Genomic DNA, 20,772 nt, shown 5'->3' with positions numbered 1-20,772 from the left:
AATGGATACATACATCGGGACGTAGCTCAGCTTGGTAGAGCACCTGGTTTGGGACCAGGGGGTCGCATGTTCAAATCGTGTCGTCCCGACCATTCATTTGCGGGTGTAGTTCAATGGTAGAACTCCAGCCTTCCAAGCTGGTAGCGTGGGTTCGATTCCCATCACCCGCTCCAATATCTGCATTCTGCTGGGAAGAGATGTTGAAATTCAACGCAGGTTGTGGTATAATAATTAATGTTGTAAAATAATGCGGACATAGCTCAGTGGTAGAGTATCGCCTTGCCAAGGCGAGGGTCGCGGGTTCGAATCCCGTTGTCCGCTCCAGAAGATGCGCCCTTAGCTCAGCCGGATAGAGCGTTTGACTACGAATCAAAAGGTCGGGAGTTCGAATCTCTCAGGGCGCGCCACTTTTTCAACAAATGGATACATACATCGGGACGTAGCTCAGCTTGGTAGAGCACCTGGTTTGGGACCAGGGGGTCGCATGTTCAAATCGTGTCGTCCCGACCATTCATTTGCGGGTGTAGTTCAATGGTAGAACTCCAGCCTTCCAAGCTGGTAGCGTGGGTTCGATTCCCATCACCCGCTCCATTTTATTATAATCACAAGCCAATACATATTTCGCACCGAACGGACCTTCGATGAGAGGTCCTTTTTTTATTTCCAAATCCGAACTTCCGAACTAATGCGAACATGCGCATAGGTAACGTCCGATTTTTTCATAATAAAGTAAAGATTTTCGAGTTATTTTGTAGTATGATGTTAGGAAAGCCAAAATCCGTTGGAATAGGATTGCAGAGATAGGGGGAGACGAATGACAGACCTTACGTTAACCGCGAGCAAAGCGAACTCCAACAACTTGTTGCGGAGGGACGTTCGTTTTCTGGGTAATATCCTCGGTGAAGTGCTCGTCCATCAAGGCGGGAACGGGCTGCTTGACATTGTGGAGAAGATTCGGGAAATAAGCAAATCGTTGCGAGCTGTATTTCTTCCCGAATTATACGAAGAGTTCAAACAACTGATCAATACGTTGAACCCAGATATCCGGCATCAAGTGATACGTGCTTTTGCAATTTACTTTCAGTTGGTGAATATCGCAGAACAGAATCACCGGGTTCGGCGCAAGCGCGATTATGAACGTTCCGCTGGCGAGACGGTCCAACCAGGCTCGATCGAGAGCGTCATTCTGGAATTGAAGGAACGCAATTGTTCGGAAGAGGAATTGCGCCAGATTCTGGACAGCATCTCACTGGAGCTCGTCATGACCGCCCATCCGACCGAGGCGATGCGCCGTGCGATTCTCGATATTCATAAGCGGATTGCGGAAGACATGATGCTGCTTGATAATCCTACGCTGACGTACCGGGAGCGGGAGCAGCTGCGTGACAAGCTGTTGAATGAAGTCATTACGCTGTGGCAGACGGATGAACTCCGGGATCGGAAGCCGACGGTATTGGACGAGGTCCGCAATGGATTGTATTACTTCAATGAGACGTTATTCGATGTTCTGCCTGAGGTATATCAGGAACTGGAACGTTGCCTTGATAAATATTATCCGACGCAGAGCTGGCATGTGCCTACGTATCTGCGGTTCGGTTCGTGGATCGGGGGAGACCGCGACGGCAATCCATCCGTTACGGCGGAGGTGACGTGGGAGACGTTGCAGATGCACCGGAAGCTTGCGATTCACAAATATGAAGAACGGCTGAAGGAATTGTTCCGCAGCCTGAGCTTCAGCACCAGCATTGTGCAGGTATCCGATGAGCTGCTGCAATCGGTTGCGGCCGATCACGAGAATGTCCCTTTGAAGCGGACGGCATTTTGGAACAATGAAAAAGAACCATATCGCATGAAGTTAATCTACATGTTCGAGCGCTTGCATAATATGATGGACGAGTCTACACGAGACACTTCTGCGCGTTATCGCGATCCTGTAGAATTCGTGGAGGATCTGCGCATCATTGACCGTAGTCTGCGCCATCACTACGCGGATTATGTAGCCGATACGCTTGTTGCGAAGCTGATTCGCCAAGTGGAATTGTTCGGGTTCTACATGGCTGCGCTTGATATTCGCCAGCACAGCAAAGAGCATGAGAGCGCCATGACCGAAATTTTGGCCAACATGAAGATTGTCGATAATTACGGCGCGCTCAGCGAAGAAGAAAAAATCGATTTGCTTCATAAACTTTTGCAGGACCCAAGACCATTGGTGTCGTCCTATATAGAGTACAGCGAGTCGACCCGGGAATGTCTGGACGTCTACCGCACGATCCAGCGCGCCCAGAAGGAATTCGGCGAGAAATGCATCACCAGTTATTTGATCAGCATGGCGGAGGCGGCCAGCGACGTGCTGGAGGTCATGCTGCTCGCCAAGGAAGTCGGCTTGTTCCGTCAAGAAGAGAACGGCAAGGTTCACTGCACGATTCAGGCCGTGCCGCTGTTCGAGACGATAGACGACCTCCATGAAGCGCCAGGCATCATGAAGCGGTTGTTCGACCTTCCAATCTACCGCAGCGCAGTCAGCGCCATGAGCAATGTGCAGGAGATTATGCTGGGGTACTCCGACAGCAACAAGGACGGAGGCGTATTTACCGCCAACTGGGAGCTGCGGATGGCACTTAAAGAATTGACAGCAATGGCTCAAGACTATAATGTTAAAATTAAGTTCTTCCATGGACGGGGCGGCGCGCTTGGCCGCGGGGGAATGCCGCTGAACCGGAGTATTCTTGCCCAGCCGCCGCATACGATTGGGGGCGGCATCAAGATTACGGAGCAGGGTGAGGTTCTGTCCTCCCGCTACGCGATGCAGGGCATTGCCTACCGCAGTCTGGAGCAAGCGACCTCTGCGCTCATTCAAGCCGCTATGCTGGCACGGACAGCCCATACGGATTTGTATGAATCCAAGTGGAAAGAGCTGATGGAGAGCATTTCCCAGACGTCGTTGCAGAAATATCAGGACTTGATCTTCCGGGATCCGGATTTCCTGACTTACTTCAAGGAATCGACGCCGCTGCCTGAAGTCGGCGAGCTGAACATCGGTTCCCGGCCTTCGAAGCGGAAGAACAGCGACCGGTTTGAGGATTTGCGTGCCATTCCATGGGTGTTTGCGTGGACGCAGAGCCGATATCTGCTGCCGGCTTGGTATGCGGCAGGAACGGGACTGCAGAGCTTCTATCAAGGCAAGGAAGAGAATCTGGCCGTGATGCGCGACATGTACCGCCATTATTCCTTCTTCCAGTCGATGATTGACAGCCTGCAGATGGCATTGGCCAAGGCCGATCTGGTCATCGCGAAGGAGTATTCCGGCATGGTGAAGGACGATGCCGTGCGGGAACGCATCTTCAGCCAGATTGAAGAAGAATATAAGTTAACGTCGGATTTGATTCTCAAGATTACGGGGCAGCAGGAGATTCTCGACAATGTCCCGGTCATTCAGGAATCGATCCGGCTCCGCAATCCGTATGTGGATCCGCTCAGCTATATGCAGGTTGGTCTCGTATCCGAATTGCGTGAACTGCGTGAAGCGGGCAATGACAATCCGATTCTGCTTCGTGAAGTGCTATTGACCATTAATGGCATTGCGGCAGGACTTCGGAATACAGGTTGACGAGTAGGGATCACCGTATATAGGATTCGTCGATTCGACCAGCGTAGGAAGCAAGCGACGATGCAGTCGAGTCTTGAGTATTCAAGGCTCGACTTTTCCTGTGTAGACGCAGGACAGGTTCAACGAGAGAGAAAGGAATCGTGGACGGGCCTTGAAGCGTGACGGAGGGCAGCATTCCCTGTGAAGCACGCATTATTGGACGGCCATCGTGCTGCGTGATGAATGGACGGATGGACAGAGTACAGGGGACGGTGCTCCAGAGGTTCGGATTCCTGCTTGCGATGTCCGGCATTGTCATTGTACCGCAATGATTGTGGAAGACATCGGCATTAACGGGCAGTGAGGATGGAGGGAGACCGTGAATACATTGGAGAAACGGCTCGCGAGATTGGCCCGCAAAGGAGACACACGGGCTTTCGCCGAGATTGTCGAATTATATAAAGATAAGATCTATCACCTGGCCTACCGCATGCTGAATAACCGGCATGAGGCGGAGGACGTGGTGCAGGATACCTTTTTGCGCGTATACCGCAATCTGGACCGCTACGACGAGAATCAGAAGTTCTCCACGTGGATTTACCGAATTGGGACGAACTTATGTATCGATCGGCTTCGCAAGCGGAAGCCGAGTTACTCCCTGGATGCCGAGATGACGGAGCAGGAGGGCGTGGACGGATATGCGATGATTCCAAGCGACGATCGGACGCCGGAATCGTATCTGATTGTCAGCGAGACCCAACGCATGGTGCAGGAAGCGATTAATAGCCTGCCGTCCAAATATAAATCGGTCATGGTGCTGCGGTACTTGCAGGATATGTCGCTGCAGGAGATCAGTGATGTGCTGGATATGCCGGTCACGACCATTAAAACGCGCGTGCACCGGGGAAGGGAATTTTTGCGCAAAAAGCTGGAACGGAAATTATAGGCATTAATAACAGATTATTTGTTTGAAACTATTCGATTGCTGCAGCGTAACGTATATGAGACCGGCAAATGTCCGACTCCTCTTCCGGCCGGATTGAGAGTTTCGAACTTGCGGGTTATTTTATGAGACTTCAAGAAAGGACTGGCTCAAATGGATTGCAAACAAGCCGTCTCATTGATGCATGATCTTCTGGATGACGATTTGGACCGAGAATGTGCGGTGGAACTGAAAAAGCATATGCTTGGTTGCCCGGCTTGCCATGAGCGATTCCGTGAGTTGGAGCATACGGACCGTCTGCTGTACGGGTTCAATCATCGTTTGCAGCCCGTATCCGAGGATCTCACCGACCGCATTATGAGTATTATCCCGAAGCCGAAGCAGCGCAGCGCCTTTTCGGTATGGGTGAAGCGGCATCCCGCAATTACGGTTGCGGCCGTCTTTGTTGTGGTTATGATGACCAGTTGGCTCAGTATGTGGAATTCAGATAAACAGCTCGTCGTGAAAGGCTCGAATCTGGATGGCGTTGTCATTGAGAATAACGTCGTCATCGTGCCTCCTGACAAGGAGGTAGCCGGCGATCTGACGATTCGCAATGGCGCAGCCGAAGTGTACGGCAAGGTGAAGGGAGACGTCACCGTCATCGACGGGAAGCTGTTCCAGGCATCCACCGCGAATATTTCGGGATCGGTTCACCAGATCGACGAAGCCATCAGCTGGATATGGTACCAAATTACTAGTTTGTTCGGTACAAAGCCGGATGTCCCTTGACGGGACATCGGTCGGCCTCTTGACCGATATCAAGCTCTCCTGCGATGTCTGTAGGAGAGTTTTTTTGGTTCAGACAGGAGTTTTGCGTCATGGCGGAGAAAAGTATATAGTTAAGTTCATGAGAGAACGCTGTAGATGAATGATTTTATCAGGGAATGTTGGGGGTACCAGCATGAATTATTTTGCGGACATGACGTGGCCGAACATGCTCAAGGATGTTATAGATATTCTGGCCGTGAGCTATATTATTTATCAATTGCTTGTCCTTATCCGTGGCACTCGCGCCATCCAGCTGTTGAAGGGGATTTTTATCCTCGTCATCATCTGGGCGGTCAGTACATGGTTTAATTTATATACGTTGAAATGGCTAATGAATCAGATGTTCACCTTCGGGGTGCTGGCGCTGGTCATCATCTTCCAGCCGGAGATGCGGCGCGCGCTGGAGCAGCTGGGCCGAGGGAAAATATTAGGGCGCCGCACGGCCGTCGATGAGGACGAGACCGCCCGCATTATCGGGGAATTGATTAAGGCAGTGAATTACATGTCCCGGCGGAAAATCGGGGCGCTCATTGTATTTGAGCGCACGACGGGGCTCAATGAATATACCGAGTCGGGCATTGCCATGGAATCGAGGCTTAGCTCTGAGCTGCTGATCAATATTTTCGTTCCGAATACGCCGCTTCATGACGGCGCGGTCATCGTGCGCGGCAGCCAGATCGCCGCGGCAGCCTGTTATTTGCCATTATCGGAGAATCCGTTCATCAGCAAAGAGCTCGGAACGAGACACCGCGCGGCGATCGGAATCAGCGAAGTGAGCGATGCCATCTCGGTGATCGTATCGGAAGAGACGGGGCAGGTGTCTCTGTCTATGAACGGGCAAGTGGTCCGTGACATCAAGGAAGAGTCGCTAATCTCGAAGCTGTTCGAGGAATTGAAGCCGCCTGCCAAAAAAGAACGCCGCTTGTTCTGGAAACGAAAAGGTGAGCATCATGGATAAATGGTTAATGAACAATACTTCCGCCAAGGTTATCGCGCTTCTCATCGGGGTGCTGCTGTTCATCGTCGTGCATAAGGATGATCCGGCGAGTGTCTCGGTTCCTCCGCTTATGGAGACGCGATGGATTGACAACGTCCAGGTACGGACCGTCGGCTTGGATACGAAGCAGCAGGAGATCCAGTCGATTACGCCGGATTCGGTGCGGATTCAGGTGCGTGGGAAGCGAACCACGATCGCCGCCGCGCTGCCTGAGAATTATAAGGTGATTCTCGACTTGACCGGCTATGGGCCGGGGAAGCATGTCGTGCAGCTGCAGCATGATTTCCCTCCGGGCATCGAGCTTCAGGCGATGCAGCCGTCGAGTGTCACGGTCGAGCTGGAGGATGTGCAGACGAAGGAGTTCGAGATTCAGGTCCGGACCCAAGGAGCGGCTGCCCAAGGGTATAAGCCGGGCACGCCGATTGTCTCCCCGTCGAACCGGGTTCATGTGACGCTGCCTGCGTCGCGGATGACCGAGGTGGCTGCTGTCGCTGCTGCCGTCAATATCGAGGGGGCCAACGAGTCGGTGATTGCCAAGCGCGTGAAGCTAACGGCCTATAATGACCGCGGGAAGGAAATCGAGGATGCGGTCATTACGCCATCGGTCGTAGAGATTGAAGTTCCGATTACGAAGCCGTTCAAGACGGTTCCGCTTCAATTGGATCTGGTCGGGCAGCTTCCGGACGGACTGGCCGTCTCTTCACTGGTGCCGAGCGTCAACCAGATTACGCTATATGGCCCTCAGGAAGTATTGAATAAGATCGAATTTTTCGACGGGGTTCAAGTGAATTTGAAGCAAATCGACCAGGCCGGACAATATAAGCTGAACGTAACATTGACGCCGCCGCCGAACATTGAGAAAATAGAACCGAGTGAGATTACGGTGGATGCCGTCGTGTCCGCCGTGAAGCAGAAGGTGATTACCGGTGTTCCGATTACGCTCACCGGGGAGAATGACCGACTGGAGACATCGATTGTGGAACCGGCTACCCGCAAGCTTGATGTCACCGTTGTCGGTGCGCCGAACCTGATCGACGAGATGACAGCCAGCGATGTTCAGCTTATCGCGAATGTCAATGATTTGCCGGCAGGCACGCATACGATCAACGTTCAGGTCAATCTGCCCCGCTTCGTAAGGCGCGCGGAACAGACTCCGCTCACGGTAACTGTCGAGATTCGGGATAAGGGGGAGCCCGTCACGACAGATCCCGCTCCGGAAGGCGGCGGCGAGCCGGATAACGGAACGCACGGCGCTACGGAAGGGAATCACCCAGGTACAGACACAACCGAGCCGAACCGCTCGAACCATGAGGAAGATCAGACGCCGGAAGAAGAGACTTCTACCGATCCCGGTCCCGGCGATGATACGCTCACTCAGGAATGAACGCATATAATCAGCATGTGAACGATATATAACAAGTAATCGAGGAGCCGCCTGCATCCGTCCCGCCTCAGCGCAGGCAGATGCAGGCGGCAGAATGAAGGAGAGCAGGTTTGTTATGGGGAAATATTTCGGTACAGACGGCGTCCGCGGTATTGCCAATACGGAGCTTACTGCGGAGCTTGCTTATAAAATCGGCCGCTGCGGCGGTTATGTATTAACAGGAAAGGCAGCCACGAAGCCTAAGGTGGTTATCGGCATGGACACCCGGGTATCGGGACGCATGCTGGAGGCCTCGCTGACCGCCGGTCTGCTGTCCATTGGGGCAGATGTGGTCCAGCTCGGCGTCGTGACGACGCCGGCTGTCGCTTATCTGACCCGCGAGCTGGGGGCGGATGCAGGCGTCATGATCTCCGCTTCCCATAATCCGGTGGAGGATAATGGAATCAAGTTCTTCGGCCGTGACGGCTTCAAGCTGCTGGACGAGACCGAATTGGAGATCGAGCGCCTGATGGATGCGGAGGTCGACGAGCTTCCTCGTCCGATTGGCAGCGAGCTTGGGACGGTCACTACCGACACGGAAGCGAAATGGCGTTATGTCGAATATTTGAAGTCAACGGTGAAGCATCGGTTCGACGGCCTCAAGATCGTGCTGGACTGCGCGAATGGAGCGGCGTATGAATTAGCTCCCCGCTTGTTCCGCGATCTTGGCGCCGAGGTTATTGCGATTGGCGCCGAGCCGAATGGCTTGAATATCAATGCCGAGTGCGGCTCGACTCATCCGGAGCATTTGAGGCGGGAGGTCTTGAAGCATGAGGCGGATCTCGGATTGGCCTTCGACGGAGATGCCGATCGGCTGATTGCCATCGATGGAGCGGGAGAAGAAGTAGACGGCGACTTCGTGCTGCTCATCTGCGGCGAGGCGATGAAGAAGGAAGGCCGCTTGAAGCAGGATACGATCGTGACGACTGTCATGAGCAATATCGGCTTCTTCAAGGCCGCCGGCAGTCTGGAGCTGAATACGGCCAAAACGGGGGTCGGGGATCGCTATGTGATGGAAGAGATGCGCCGCGGGGACTATAACCTGGGCGGGGAGCAATCCGGCCACGTTATCTTCCTGGACTACAATACGACAGGCGACGGGATGCTGACCGGTATTCAATTGGTTGACACGCTGAAGGGCAGCGGCAAGAAGCTGAGCGAAGCCCGGCAATTGATGCGCAAGTTCCCGCAGGTGCTCGTGAACGTGCGGGTTGAGGATAAGAGCAAGTATAAAGACAATCCGGTTATCGAAGAGGCGATTGCTTCGGTGGAGCGGGAATTGGGGGATAACGGCCGCGTGCTCGTGCGTCCGTCGGGTACGGAGTCGCTCATTCGCGTTATGGCCGAAGGCCCGGAAGTCAATGTTGTCGAAGGATATGTCAAGCAGATTGCAGACGTGATCTTGCAGGAATTGAGCGTATCGAACTAGAGGGACAGGCCGTCCATTCGTGTCGAGCGGATGGACGGCTTTTGTCCTAACTTGCCGGGACGCCTGTTGCCAACGGGAGGCAACATGAATATAATAAAAGCAGATTCCGCTGTGGCAGGATGGAAGGACAGCTTGCCGGGCTTCACGACATCACAGCAGTAGCCGGCTGACGCACGGAGTCGATAAGCATGTGTAGAATACACGGTATTCTGTCGAGGGCGGTAAGGCTGCTGAATCGGGCTAGCGCGATTCGAACAGCTTACCGAAACGGGAAGCATGCACGTCATATGATTCAATGAGGAAAGCGAGGGTAGCAGCCATTTCGCAGGGAACTGCATCATAAGCGCCAGCACTTGGCACCAGCGTTCGGCATGCTGGACAAGTGGACGAGGTGGAGGTGTTCGAAATTGTTCGGCGGGGACCTCCCGGTGCGCCAACGGCACCGTAATAGCATGGCGGAAAGCGGCAAGGCGACTTGTCAGACAACGCCTGCTTACGTTGACAGGATGATTATCGAATATACAGGAACGAAAATATATACTAAATGGGCTGGCTCATGAATGGACGCGCACATCGGATTCGGAAGATCTTTCCGGACATGCTGCTGTGCAACGCTCATTCCTTGCACAACTGAATATCACGGACTGCGGCTTTCCCTTGTCAGGAGGAGCGTTCCTGGACAAGGGGGCCGCCCTAATGCGATGCATCGATGCGTTGTTGCAGGCAGCATGGCTTCCGTGTGCGGCGTCCTTCACGTACGTCGGCATAACGGAGGTTGGATTAGGATGTGTGGTATTGTCGGATATATCGGTGCAAGAAATTCTCAAGCTGTATTGTTGGATGGACTGAGCAAGCTGGAGTACCGTGGCTATGATTCGGCGGGCATTGCGGTATTTACCCCGGATGGGCTGCAGGTCAGCAAGGCCCAAGGCCGTCTGGCGGTGCTCGCTTCCCGGCTGGAAGCGCAGCCGCTGGAGGGGAGCGTCGGCATCGGGCATACGCGTTGGGCGACGCACGGGAAGCCTTCGGATGAGAATTCTCATCCGCATACAGATGCTTCGCGGAAGTTCTCCGTTGTCCATAACGGGATCGTGGAGAACTATATGGAACTGAAGGAAGAGCTGATCGCGGAAGGAGTTCATTTCGTGTCGGATACCGATACGGAAGTGATCTCTCACCTGATCGCCCGGGAGTACGATGGGGACATCGTCAAGGCGGTCCAGCGAGCGACTTCCCATATGCGCGGCGCCTTCGCGTTGGCTGTGCTGACGGAATACGAGCCGGATAAGCTGGTGGCGGTACGTTTTGCCAGCCCGCTTGTCATCGGCATCGGCGATGGCGAGAATTTTATCGGGTCGGATATCCCGGCAATTTTACAGTATACGCGTCGAGTCTATATTTTGAATGACGGAGAGATGGCGGTCCTTACCCGGGACGCTGTCGAATTGATGACACTGGAAGGGAATTTTATTTCTCGGGAAATGATTGTTGTCGATTGGGACGCGGTCACTGCAGAAAAAGGCGGATATGACCATTTCATGCTCAAAGAAATTCATGAGCAGCCCAAGGCGTATCGGGATACGATGCGCGGAAGAATTACAGAGGACCGAAGCGGCATCAAGCTGCCAGAGCTCAATGTGCTCAGCGCGGAGAAGCTTCGGAGCATTCGCAATATTCAGATTGTCGCTTGCGGCACCGCTTATCATGCGGGTCTGGTCGGACGGACCCTCATTGAGCAGTGCACAGGCATCCCGGTCGAGACGGATGTCGCGTCGGAGTACCGGTACCGCTCGCCGATTATTACCCCGGAGACGCTGGTCATCGTGGTAAGCCAGTCGGGAGAGACGGCCGATACACTTGCCGCTCTGCGGGAAGCGAAGCGCTGCGGCGCCGCTGTGATGGCCATTACGAATGCGGTCGGCAGCTCGGTCGCCCGCGAAGCGGATGACACCATCATTACGTGGGCCGGTCCGGAGATCGCGGTCGCTTCGACCAAGGCGTACACTTCGCAGCTGATAGCCTTCATGCTGTTCAGCTTATACGCTGCCCAGACGCTGGGCACGAAGGACCAAGCCTGGATCCGGAAGCAGCTTGCTGCAATGCAGGCCTTGCCTGAGCAGGTCGAGCGCATCCTGGAGCAGGCTGGCGAACTGAAGCGGGTGGCCGAGGAGACGGCGGGTCATGAGCATCTGTTCTTCATCGGACGCGGCCTCGATTACGCCGTAGCGCTCGAAGGCTCGCTCAAGCTGAAGGAGATCTCGTATATTCATTCCGAAGCCTATGCGGCCGGGGAATTGAAGCATGGTACGCTAGCTCTGATCGAAGAAGGCGTGCCTGTCATCGCGCTTGCGACCCAGTCTGCGCTCTTGGAGAAGACGGTGAGCAACATCAAGGAAGTGAAGGCTCGCGGCGGAGTCGTCTTCGCGGTCACCGACGAAGCGAACGCCCCGGCGCTGCAGAAGGCGGTCGACGGCATCTTCGTCGTCCCGGCTACGCTGCCGCTGCTGGCGCCAGCCCTTGCCGTCGTGCCGCTGCAGCTTATCGCGTATTACGCGAGCCTGGCCCGCGGCAATGACGTCGACAAGCCGCGCAATCTGGCGAAGAGCGTGACGGTGGAGTAAAAAGAAAAATAAAGTTTTAGACTTTTGTTCAGAGACATTAATGTTGGTAACTGGTTTTTATTAAAACTTCAAATGGTAATAGTTACGGTCGTCAACTATTTTGGACGGTAACGGTATCGCTTCTAGCCACGCGGCACAAGAAGAGCAAGGTGTACGAAAGGTACATCACTCTTTTTGTGCCGTTTTTTTGTTCTATATAAATTATTTTTGTAAATACTAATTCTAGTAAGTATTTTAGGAGGAATATTGGATGATTAAAAAAGGGCAGCCACAATGGAAAATTGAACAAAGACGTCTAAAAGAAGGACGCGGGCAGGGCCATTTCGCCGATTACCAGCCCTATGTTAAAACTTATGACTTTTCATCAGATGGAGTCCGGTCACGTGATTTAGGATGGAAATCCGAAAGAATTCATCATTTTATGTCACGCGGTGAATACTACTATTATCTCGTTTTAGAATTCTCTGATCGAATCGTGGATATTCGTGAACAATATCCTCTTTTACCTAAAGAGAGAACGATAGAGATTGCGAATGAACTAAACGTTCCCCATCCGAGCGATGATAATGGAGACCCGGTCGTCATGACCACTGATTTTAATATAACTATTCTTGGAGAGAAGCATCCAGAAGATTTGCGAGATGTTATACGTACTGTTAAACCTACAATGGAACTTACAACTGCTACATTGCAGAAACTTGAAATCGAGCGTCGTTTTTTTGAAGAGAAGGGAATGGATTGGGGGGTAGTAATAGACGACATAAAGCCGTCTAACTTATTTTTCAACTTAGATTGGATCTACGATAGTTACTATTTAAGTGCGAAAGCAGACTTGAATCCGAATAACGTAAGTTTTGTTGCGCCTCATATTTTTGATGCGATAAATAACAGTGAAGCACCTCCGTCAGAAAAGGTTACTACCGTTTTTCATAACGGTGGTCGGGATTTAGACTATTACTTAATATCCGACTATAATGAAGTGGCTATTGAAAAACTCATTCAGCAAAATGATTGGAGAAAGATTGAGAACAGTGGTGGCATTGTATCAGATCATATAAATGTATACAAAAAGCAAATACAAAATCTACACCAAGAATACGAACGATATGAGAAGCTATTCCTAGACAATCCGGTGAAATTTAATCATGATTAACTATACTTCACAGAGAAAAAAGCAGATGGGAGCTATATTATTGCTGTGCTTAATATAGATGAAAGAAGACTCTATACAATGGAAGCTTTTTATTAATGTGAATTTTTAACTGATTCAGCCAACGGGACACTATAGCTAAAGAAAGTAACTGGAATGCGGCAGCCGGCATTCTTCCAAACAAACTACGTAGGACGTCGGGGCGTTCGGAACATCGAGGGTCAAGCAACTTTTTAGGGCACAAATGGTTGCGATGCGGGAGGCCGAAGCTGCTATGCTTAATTCGAAGAGAGGAGGGAGAATGATGGAGTGGCTGGAGCGAATGAATCGAGCAATAGACTATGTTGAAGCAAATCTAACCGGGGAAATCAAGCTGAGTGAGGTGGCCCGAATGGCTTGCTGTTCGTCATACCAGTTCCAGCGGATGTTCTCGTTCATTACGGACGTGACACTAGCAGAGTACATTAGGCGGAGACGGTTGACGCTTGCCGCGTTAGAGTTGCGCCACGGTGGGGCTGCAAAAGTAATCGATGTTGCACTGAAGTATGGCTACGAATCACCTGTCTCATTTGCGCGGGCTTTCCATGCGCTGCATGGAATCACGCCAGCCATGGCCCGTCAGGACGGGATTGAGCTCAAAGCTTATCCCCGTCTATCCTTTCTAATTACGATCAAAGGAGCAGAGGCTATGAATTATCGGATCGAGACAAAGGAAAGCTTTGAGGTGTTCGGTATTGAAGGCATATTCCAAACCGATGGGGGCGGTGAGGAGCCGCAGACACCAGCTAAGCTATGGGAACAGAGCCATGCGAACGGCGATTTTAAGCAGCTAGAAGCGCGTGCGGGCACTTTGCCATCATTCGTCAGCCGGGAGCTGCATCCCGTGCATGCAGTGTGCAGCTACCGGAAGACTGGACCAGAAACGTTCCCATACATGCTGTGTGCCTTTAAAGATGAAGCCAGCGACACGGATGGGTATACATCGGTGACTATTCCCGCGCATACGTGGGCGATTTTCCCGTCGGATCCACACCCATGGAATCAGTTCGGAGAGACAATTGAGACGCTTTACCGCCGCTTTTACACCGAATGGCTCCCGACGTCTGGCTACGAGCAGGTGGACGGGGGAGAGTTTGAAATGTACGGCACAAAAGACGGTCTCAATTATATCGAACTTTGGTTTGCGGTACACAAAGTATAATTGGTTGCTGGGAGGAAAAATAAGGGTTCCTACGAGGGGACTTTCAACTAACTGGGAACGATAGCTCAACGAAACAAGGAACAGTTTGCCACGGCAGCTGTTCCTTGTTTCTATTACGCTAACGGGCGTATGTCTTCAATAATCTTTGAATCCTCTTGTTTTTATAACCAGGATTACTATAACCTACATAGTAATAAAGATTTTTATACAATCGAGCTAGTCTTATCCATTCATCATAAAAATATTTAAGTTCATCCATTGTTTTACTTGTGTTATTTGGATCAATTAGTGTAACTCTTTGTTTTAGCAAGAGAGTTTAGAGATATTTTTCATTCTTTATTGGAAAAAGGTTTTTTTAGAAAAACTTAGAGTTTAAATTTTAGTAATAGAACTTCCCTTTAATGAGGAGGTTCTATTTTTGTGAATTATTGTTTATACAAGTAGGACTTGCTGAATAATGCATAAACGCGAGAAATCATGAGATACTCAAAGAAAACTATGAGGAAATGGGATTATGACATTTAATCAGGTGCAAGGTTTTTGCGAACTTTCTTAATAAAACCGTACACCTTTAAATAATAGCGATTAATCAGAATCTCGTGAAGCACCGAACATAGACGGTGATAAGAGCATTTTATATTACCTCTCGGTCATCTAAGCTTCTGATTTTGCCGTTTCTAAAGTCATTTTGCATATTATGCTTGGCTTCTTGTATTTCCAGCATTTAAAATGCCGGGTACATTCTCAAAAACAAATAACTTAGGTTTGTATTTTTCCAAGAACTTAACATACTGTCGATATAAATAATTACGTGGATCATGCTCTTTATTGTATCGAATCCTGCTCGATCTATGCATATGACTTTCCCGTTTTCAGATAATTTATCTAATATACCGTTATTTTGAATGGAATGGGCATCTATAATAAAAAATTTATGAATAATGACTTTGTTATATAGAATCATGTTAGACAATTTCTATATTCCCGACTTTTCATTATCAAGTCCTAAATTCAAGAATCATCAAAAAATAAAGGGCTCCACATATTATTTATAACTAATATGTGGAGCCCTTATGTTTAACTTCGTATCCGTTAGTTTAAGCGGTAAATTATGAGAGAAGTTTGGATTAAATGACCCCAACCCCCGAATCATTCAAATTTATTATCCGTAGGTGTTGCCCAACATGGTCAGTAACTTCTCTTAGTATTCAGTTGTTTTTTCTAGCTATACGAATAAACTTGTCCGCGAAGAACCCTCACTTGTCCCAGTATAAAAAAGTCATGAACCAGTAAAAGATGTCATGAACCGAAATGCAAGATGAATGATTTTCAGCATCTAGAAGGGAGCCCGAGGGATTGATTCGTGGCTCCCTTTTAAAATGCTAAAAAACAATATACATACTACACGGTGTCGGCAAAACAAGCTGGTGTAGAGAAAGGTCTACTCATGTAGGTATAGCGCATTACTCTGCAAGTACGCTAATTGCTCAAGAAAGAAACGAGTTATTTACACTTGACAAGAGAGTGGATCAAGTTGAGGATAACCAACTGTTGATTCTTTCCGCCGTGAGGCGTATCTGCGCGTCCCAGAGATTTTTATTAGACGGGCACTTTTACCTTGTAAATAAAGGAAATGCGGTTGAAAGGGTACCGTATCAAACATTCGCAGATATTAACCCATCTGGAATAATTCTTCTAAAGGATGATGTGTGTTCCATTTACGATAGATTAGGTGCTAGAGATGCTCAGCATTATGACCTATCATTTCTAGAGAAGTTTCAAAATGCAGAAATGGAATACGCTCAATACGTGTCGGGAAAATTGAGTTGCCCTTTTAGTATTATTACTCCCACCAGTACGTTTGATTTGAGCGGTTTCGTAAGCGAATGTTACAAGGAGGGGACTCTATGAGCGGAATACTTGAACGGAAGAAGTTTAGAGAGGTTAATCTGAATGACCCCTTTTTTGATTCTCTGAAGTCCGATTATCGGGAATTTGCAGCTTGGTTTGAACGAAAGGGAGATGAAGAGGCATATCTGTATTACGAAAACGGATTTGTTCAAGGCTTTCTTTATTTTAAAGTTGAATCAGGACCCATTACAGATGTAGAACCCGTCATCTCCGGTAAGCGCCTCCTGAAGATAGGTACGCTCAAAATAAATCCACACGGTACACGCTTAGGCGAACGTTTTATAAAAAAAGGCCATCGATTATGCAATTGTAATGGGTGTAGAACAATGTTGAGTCACTGTATTTGAAAAGCATAAGGCACTCGTGGATCTGTTCGAAAAGTATGGGTTTTCACGCCATGGAGTAAAGGTAACAGTAAACGGAACTGAGTTGGTGTTTGTAAAGTCTCTGACCACATTTACGGGCGAAATATTAACGGATTATCCTTTGATTTCGATAAAAGGCAATAACAAATACATACTTTCGATCTATCCTCAATATCATTCCGTCATGTTCCCAGACTCTATCTTAAGAAATGAGAACCTCAACATCCTAGAAGATGTCTCATACACGAACAGCATTCACAAGATATATGTAACCAGGATGAAAGTGTTTCCTCTGGTAAGAGGAGATATATTGTTCATGTATCGAACCAAGGATGAAGGAAAAAAAGCAGAGTATAGTTCTGTCGTCAGTTCTGTATGCGTAGTGGAGGAAGTCCGTTACCAAACCGAATTCGAAAATTTTGAAGCATTTTATTCTTATGCCACAAAATATAGTGTATTTGATCGAATGATTTACAATATTGGTATAACCGCGGCGGGTGCTATACAATAAAAATGACATATAATGCAGCATTAAGCAAACGATTGATTCGTCAGAAGCTTATTGAGCAGATTGGGATTGACTGCAACATTTATTGGGGCTTCTTTCAAATCATGGATGAACAGTTTGTTCGTATACTAGAAGAAGGTGGAGTACTTGAAAGTATTGTTATCGATTAGACCTGAGTTTGTGGAGCAGATTGTAAATGGTAAGAAGCTTTTCGAAAACCGGAAGAGGATTTTTAAGAAAGAGGTTGAGTCCGTCATCATTTACTGCACGAAGCCAGTAGGGATGATTGTCGGAGAATTTACATTTGATTATATTATATCTGATACTCCTCAAGCGCTATGGGATCGGACTCACAATGAATCAGGAATTTCTAAAGACTTTTTCATGCAATATTTTTCAGACAGAGAAACCGGTTATGCAATTCAAATTAAGGAATATCGGGAATATGAAAACCCTGTTCAACCGGAAGAGGTTTTTGGACATTTCGTAGCTCCGCAGTCGTATCGTTATGTTGCAGATGAGGAATGGAAGGAACTTCAATTAGTTTTGTAATGTTGAAGAACAAATGGTTTCAGCCAAGGATTTTTTTGGCTGGGGCCTTTATTTTTTTGAACACTTATCGATAAATCAATGTGAAGAGTTAGCCCGCGCGAGGACTGCGTCTGCGGGAACAGCAGGTGAACGAACATGAGCAAGACGGTTATACCGATGAGGCTAGTTCTGCGATGTTCGGCGTATGCTGCTCGGGAGGATGCCGAAATCGTTGGCGGAGCGAATGCCGTTCAAGGTTGGCTATGTACAGCATGCAGGGACGAACCGACGGACTCCTGTCCTTTTCAAAAACGAAAATTCTCCTATGTTCACAGGACTGTCGTTACCGAGGGAAAAGGTGAAAAAGCAACCGAAGATGAACATCTATGCTTTTCACGAGGACAAATCGATCCAGTCGTTTAAGGACACCATTCGAGCCCGAACGCACATACGAATTCCACTCACCGTCTTTGAACTCATTGACTCCATCAACCCTGTTATACGGGGATGGGGCAACTACTTCCGTAAAGCCCACGTAAGAAAGCTCTTCAATCGAATCCAACGCTGGATTATTCGGCGAATATGGAGTCACCGTTTTAAACGCTGGCGCAACATGGGATGGAAAAAGTTGCATGAATCCGTCTTCTACTCCAAGTACAAATTGGTAAACCTCCTGTCGTTATTACCAGACTTGAACCTACGGACTGCACCCAGAGGGTGACATGAAGGAAAGCGGATTGCGGGAAAACTGCATGATCCGTTTGAACGAGCGGACGGAGGAAGGCACAAGCCGACCTCCTTCGACTCTACACCGAGGAACGCAGGACAACACAACCTGCGGGAGGAAAGGAGCCCTGCTTTGTTCATGTTTCTTAAGGAGGTACGAGTCAGTGAATGCCAAACGGCTAACGACACCAAAGGAAAACGTTCAACAACTCCAAGAGAAACTAGGTCATGCGGCCAAGGAAAGCAAGAAGCGAAGATTTCACGCTCTGTATGACAAGGTCTACCGGTTAGACATCCTGTGGGAAGCATGGCGGAGAGTACGAGCCGATATGGGCTCTGCTGAAATTGATGGGGAGACGCCAGCAAGGCTTGCAGAAATTCGTCAGGTAATCATGTTAAGTTATCGCAAAACGCAAGGATTCGGAGCACCGGCAGAGAATGCATACAGGTAATATCTACCAAATTGGCCGCCCCCCTGAATGTCGACACGCGTCGAATTCCTCGATTGATGGCAAACCATTCCCAGCGTTTCTTCTTTATTCGCTCTTTTTAGACAAAATATTTACACCTTATGTTGGAAAGACCAAATTTAACTAAAGCTTTACTGTACATTCTTAGAAGTTTTGATATAATTATACTTGGCTCATCTTTCCTATTATGCTAGAACATAGAATTGTAGGGTCCTTATACCTATTCAAGCTGTGCGCGAGAGACCAGTCCACTGGCTACCCAGAAAGCCGGCATGCGGGGACCGACAATTGTGGAAAATGACATCCGAGAATATGTTGCTCCATGACGTCAGAAGGTTCAGAAAGGATGAAGCCAACCTTATCCCAATTCCGATGGAGGATGAAGCGCATGAGCATTTTTGAAAAGCTGGAATCCAACGTAAGATCTTACTGCAGAAGCTTTCCGGTGGTATTCGACCGGGCCAAGGGGGACCTGTTATATTCTGAGGACGGAAGAGCATATATTGATTTTTTTGCAGGTGCTGGGGCACTGAATTACGGTCATAACAACGATTATATCAAGGACCGGGTTCTCGATTACTTGACTTCCGACCGGATTATGCACGGTCTGGATATGTATACAATGGCCAAGCGCGAATTCATCCAGAGCTTCTCGGAGCGGATCCTGGAGCCGAAGAAGCTGAATTACAAGCTTCAATTCTGCGGTCCGACGGGGACGAACGCGGTGGAAGCGGCCCTGAAGCTCGCACGCAAGGCGAAGAAGAGAACCGGGATATTCGCATTCATGGGCGGCTTCCACGGCATGTCGCTCGGCAGCCTGTCGGCGACAAGCTCCAAGTCCATGAGGGAAGGGGCGGGGCTTCCTCTGGGCGGAGTTACGTTCATGCCGCACCCGAGTGGGGCTTTCGCAGAAATGGATACGCTCGGCTATATCGAGAATATCCTGACTGATTCGCACTCCGGAATCGACAAGCCGGCCGCCATCCTGCTTGAAACGGTACAAGCCGAAGGCGGAATTCACGTCGTCGACGCGCAGTGGCTGCGAGGGCTGCAGCAGCTTTGCCGCAGGCACGATATCCTGCTCATTACCGACGAGATTCAAGTCGGCTGCGGCCGGACAGGCGAATTCTTCTCCTTCGAACGTGCGGGGATTGAGCCGGATCTCATTACCCTGTCGAAGTCGATCAGCGGGTACGGCCTGCCAATGTCCCTCCTGCTGCTGAAGCCTGAACTGGATCTCTGGACGCCGGGCGAGCACAACGGCACCTTCCGCGGCAACCAGCTCGCTTTTGTAGCCGCCAAGGCCGCTCTCGAGTTCCGGGACAGATCCGCCCTGGAAGCCGAGGTGAAGCAGAAGGAAGAGTTTGTGCGCTCGTTCCTTGACAAAGAAATCAAGCCTCTGCATCCGTCGATCGCGATCCGCGGACTCGGTCTGATCTGGGGCATTGACGTCTCGGGCTTCACGGATGAAGCCGGGTCGAAGCGGATGACGGAGATCAGCTTCGAGAACGGGCTCATCATTGAAAGAGCCGGCAGAGGAGACCACGTGCTGAAGATCATGCCTCCGCTGACCGTCTCGATGGAGCATCTTGCCGCCGGCTGCGACATTATCAAGTCCAGTATACAGCAGGTGATCTCTCAGGAGACCCAGGATTTGCTGGTAACGACCTAAGTTCGGCCAAGCTGATGACCGCCCCGGCAAGAGGCACGGAAGTGCCTTCCGGGGGCCGTGTGGCCCTGATGTTAAGATAACGTTTTTACCCCATTGGAAGATTTTCTCCCCATGCTGCCTGCGGTACCGTCAGTCAGTATAGAATTCACCGCTAATCCAAGGGCTGTCCCGTTCATGCCATACGGAGCATTCTTTGAGCCTCATGCAGCGCCATCGTCACATCTAATCGTCAGGAAAAGCTCACTACCCCGCAGCCGGATCTTTACTTATCCACACCAGGGCTGCGGGGGAATACACAAATCGTACATAGAGTGTATCAATACCCCTTAAAGATAGGCTTCGACAAAGGCAGCTCCGGTGCCGAATCCGGAGGTACGGCCGACTTCCTGCTGGCCGGCCGGAACCCTACAGCAAGCCTTACATCGATGG

17 protein-coding genes and 6 tRNA genes are annotated in these 20,772 nt (G+C 49.8%); 22 read left to right on the top strand and 1 reads right to left on the bottom strand.

All coding sequences use genetic code 11. The features are described from left to right. Nucleotides 1–15: 15 nt before the first annotated feature. The 15 genes from FLT43_RS13595 to FLT43_RS13525 all read left to right on the top strand — a co-directional run bounded on the left by FLT43_RS13595 (nucleotide 16) and on the right by FLT43_RS13525 (nucleotide 14,160). A tRNA-Pro gene (locus FLT43_RS13595) sits at nucleotides 16–92 on the top strand. Nucleotides 93–99: 7 nt separating this feature from the next. After that, nucleotides 100–173 (top strand) — tRNA-Gly (locus tag FLT43_RS13590). A 76-nt stretch (nucleotides 174–249) separates the two neighbouring features. Then, a tRNA-Gly gene (locus tag FLT43_RS13585) sits at nucleotides 250–324 on the top strand. A 6-nt stretch (nucleotides 325–330) separates the two neighbouring features. Beyond that, a tRNA-Arg gene (locus tag FLT43_RS13580) sits at nucleotides 331–407 on the top strand. A gap of 26 nt (nucleotides 408–433) precedes the next feature. Further along, nucleotides 434–510, top strand: a tRNA-Pro gene (locus FLT43_RS13575). Nucleotides 511–517: 7 nt separating this feature from the next. Further along, nucleotides 518–591: transfer RNA gene (locus tag FLT43_RS13570), tRNA-Gly, on the top strand. 223 nt (nucleotides 592–814) lie between these two features. Then, entirely contained in the window at nucleotides 815–3,607 is a 2,793-nt protein-coding gene (gene ppc / locus FLT43_RS13565; RefSeq protein ID WP_087441230.1) for a phosphoenolpyruvate carboxylase, read from the top strand. Nucleotides 3,608–3,965: 358 nt separating this feature from the next. Beyond that, nucleotides 3,966–4,532: an RNA polymerase sigma factor SigW gene (gene sigW / locus FLT43_RS13560; RefSeq protein ID WP_006678467.1), complete on the top strand. Its 567-nt coding sequence runs from the start codon at nucleotides 3,966–3,968 to the stop codon at nucleotides 4,530–4,532. 150 nt (nucleotides 4,533–4,682) lie between these two features. After that, nucleotides 4,683–5,300, top strand: coding sequence for a zf-HC2 domain-containing protein (locus FLT43_RS13555; RefSeq protein ID WP_087441231.1), 618 nt, complete (start codon nucleotides 4,683–4,685; stop codon nucleotides 5,298–5,300). A gap of 172 nt (nucleotides 5,301–5,472) precedes the next feature. Further along, nucleotides 5,473–6,297 (top strand): diadenylate cyclase CdaA, encoded by an 825-nt coding sequence (cdaA, locus tag FLT43_RS13550; RefSeq protein WP_087441232.1) that lies wholly within the window; start codon nucleotides 5,473–5,475, stop codon nucleotides 6,295–6,297. Next, nucleotides 6,290–7,720 (top strand): CdaR family protein, encoded by a 1,431-nt coding sequence (locus FLT43_RS13545; protein WP_087441233.1) that lies wholly within the window; start codon nucleotides 6,290–6,292, stop codon nucleotides 7,718–7,720. Before cdaA ends, FLT43_RS13545 begins: the two co-directional genes overlap by 8 nt. A gap of 115 nt (nucleotides 7,721–7,835) precedes the next feature. Beyond that, nucleotides 7,836–9,188, top strand: coding sequence for a phosphoglucosamine mutase (gene glmM, locus FLT43_RS13540; RefSeq protein WP_087441234.1), 1,353 nt, complete (start codon nucleotides 7,836–7,838; stop codon nucleotides 9,186–9,188). 785 nt (nucleotides 9,189–9,973) lie between these two features. Next, a complete protein-coding gene (gene glmS / locus FLT43_RS13535) occupies nucleotides 9,974–11,809 on the top strand; it encodes a glutamine--fructose-6-phosphate transaminase (isomerizing) (protein ID WP_087441235.1) in 1,836 nt (611 codons plus the stop codon). A 250-nt stretch (nucleotides 11,810–12,059) separates the two neighbouring features. After that, nucleotides 12,060–12,962: a TnsA endonuclease N-terminal domain-containing protein gene (locus FLT43_RS13530; RefSeq protein ID WP_244194087.1), complete on the top strand. Its 903-nt coding sequence runs from the start codon at nucleotides 12,060–12,062 to the stop codon at nucleotides 12,960–12,962. A 301-nt stretch (nucleotides 12,963–13,263) separates the two neighbouring features. Continuing rightward, complete coding sequence (locus FLT43_RS13525) at nucleotides 13,264–14,160, top strand: AraC family transcriptional regulator (RefSeq protein WP_087441236.1); 897 nt, start codon at nucleotides 13,264–13,266, stop codon at nucleotides 14,158–14,160. Nucleotides 14,161–14,855: 695 nt separating this feature from the next. On the opposite strand, the gene FLT43_RS13520 is transcribed toward FLT43_RS13525, so the two are convergent. Beyond that, entirely contained in the window at nucleotides 14,856–15,017 is a 162-nt protein-coding gene (locus FLT43_RS13520) for a DNA cytosine methyltransferase (protein WP_244194088.1), read from the bottom strand. Between the two features lie 535 nt (nucleotides 15,018–15,552). On the opposite strand from FLT43_RS13520, the gene FLT43_RS30865 reads away from it, so the two are divergent. The 7 genes from FLT43_RS30865 (at nucleotide 15,553) to ectB (ending at nucleotide 20,343) form a co-directional block, all read left to right on the top strand. Further along, nucleotides 15,553–16,071, top strand: coding sequence for an ATP-binding protein (locus FLT43_RS30865; protein WP_087441237.1), 519 nt, complete (start codon nucleotides 15,553–15,555; stop codon nucleotides 16,069–16,071). Next, nucleotides 16,068–16,418, top strand: a complete 351-nt coding sequence (locus FLT43_RS30155) for a hypothetical protein (RefSeq protein WP_244194089.1) — start codon at nucleotides 16,068–16,070, stop codon at nucleotides 16,416–16,418. Before FLT43_RS30865 ends, FLT43_RS30155 begins: the two co-directional genes overlap by 4 nt. Before the next feature lie 334 nt (nucleotides 16,419–16,752). Further along, nucleotides 16,753–16,947, top strand: a complete 195-nt coding sequence (locus tag FLT43_RS30150) for a hypothetical protein (protein ID WP_244194090.1) — start codon at nucleotides 16,753–16,755, stop codon at nucleotides 16,945–16,947. Between the two features lie 144 nt (nucleotides 16,948–17,091). After that, nucleotides 17,092–17,496, top strand: coding sequence for an ASCH domain-containing protein (locus FLT43_RS13505; protein ID WP_087441238.1), 405 nt, complete (start codon nucleotides 17,092–17,094; stop codon nucleotides 17,494–17,496). A gap of 184 nt (nucleotides 17,497–17,680) precedes the next feature. Then, nucleotides 17,681–18,196: a group II intron maturase-specific domain-containing protein gene (locus tag FLT43_RS13500; RefSeq protein WP_307719731.1), complete on the top strand. Its 516-nt coding sequence runs from the start codon at nucleotides 17,681–17,683 to the stop codon at nucleotides 18,194–18,196. Nucleotides 18,197–18,365: 169 nt separating this feature from the next. After that, on the top strand, nucleotides 18,366–18,653 hold the full coding sequence (locus FLT43_RS13495) for a hypothetical protein (RefSeq protein ID WP_244194092.1): 288 nt from the start codon (nucleotides 18,366–18,368) through the stop codon (nucleotides 18,651–18,653). A gap of 406 nt (nucleotides 18,654–19,059) precedes the next feature. Then, a complete protein-coding gene (gene ectB, locus FLT43_RS13485) occupies nucleotides 19,060–20,343 on the top strand; it encodes a diaminobutyrate--2-oxoglutarate transaminase (RefSeq protein WP_087441240.1) in 1,284 nt (427 codons plus the stop codon). Nucleotides 20,344–20,772: the final 429 nt, after the last annotated feature.

Source organism: Paenibacillus thiaminolyticus (genome assembly GCF_007066085.1).
In the GTDB taxonomy this organism is placed as follows: Bacteria; Bacillota; Bacilli; order Paenibacillales; family Paenibacillaceae; genus Paenibacillus_B; species Paenibacillus_B thiaminolyticus.
Note: the sequence above shows the minus strand (reverse complement) of the source record. Positions and strands in the feature narration are given on the sequence as shown.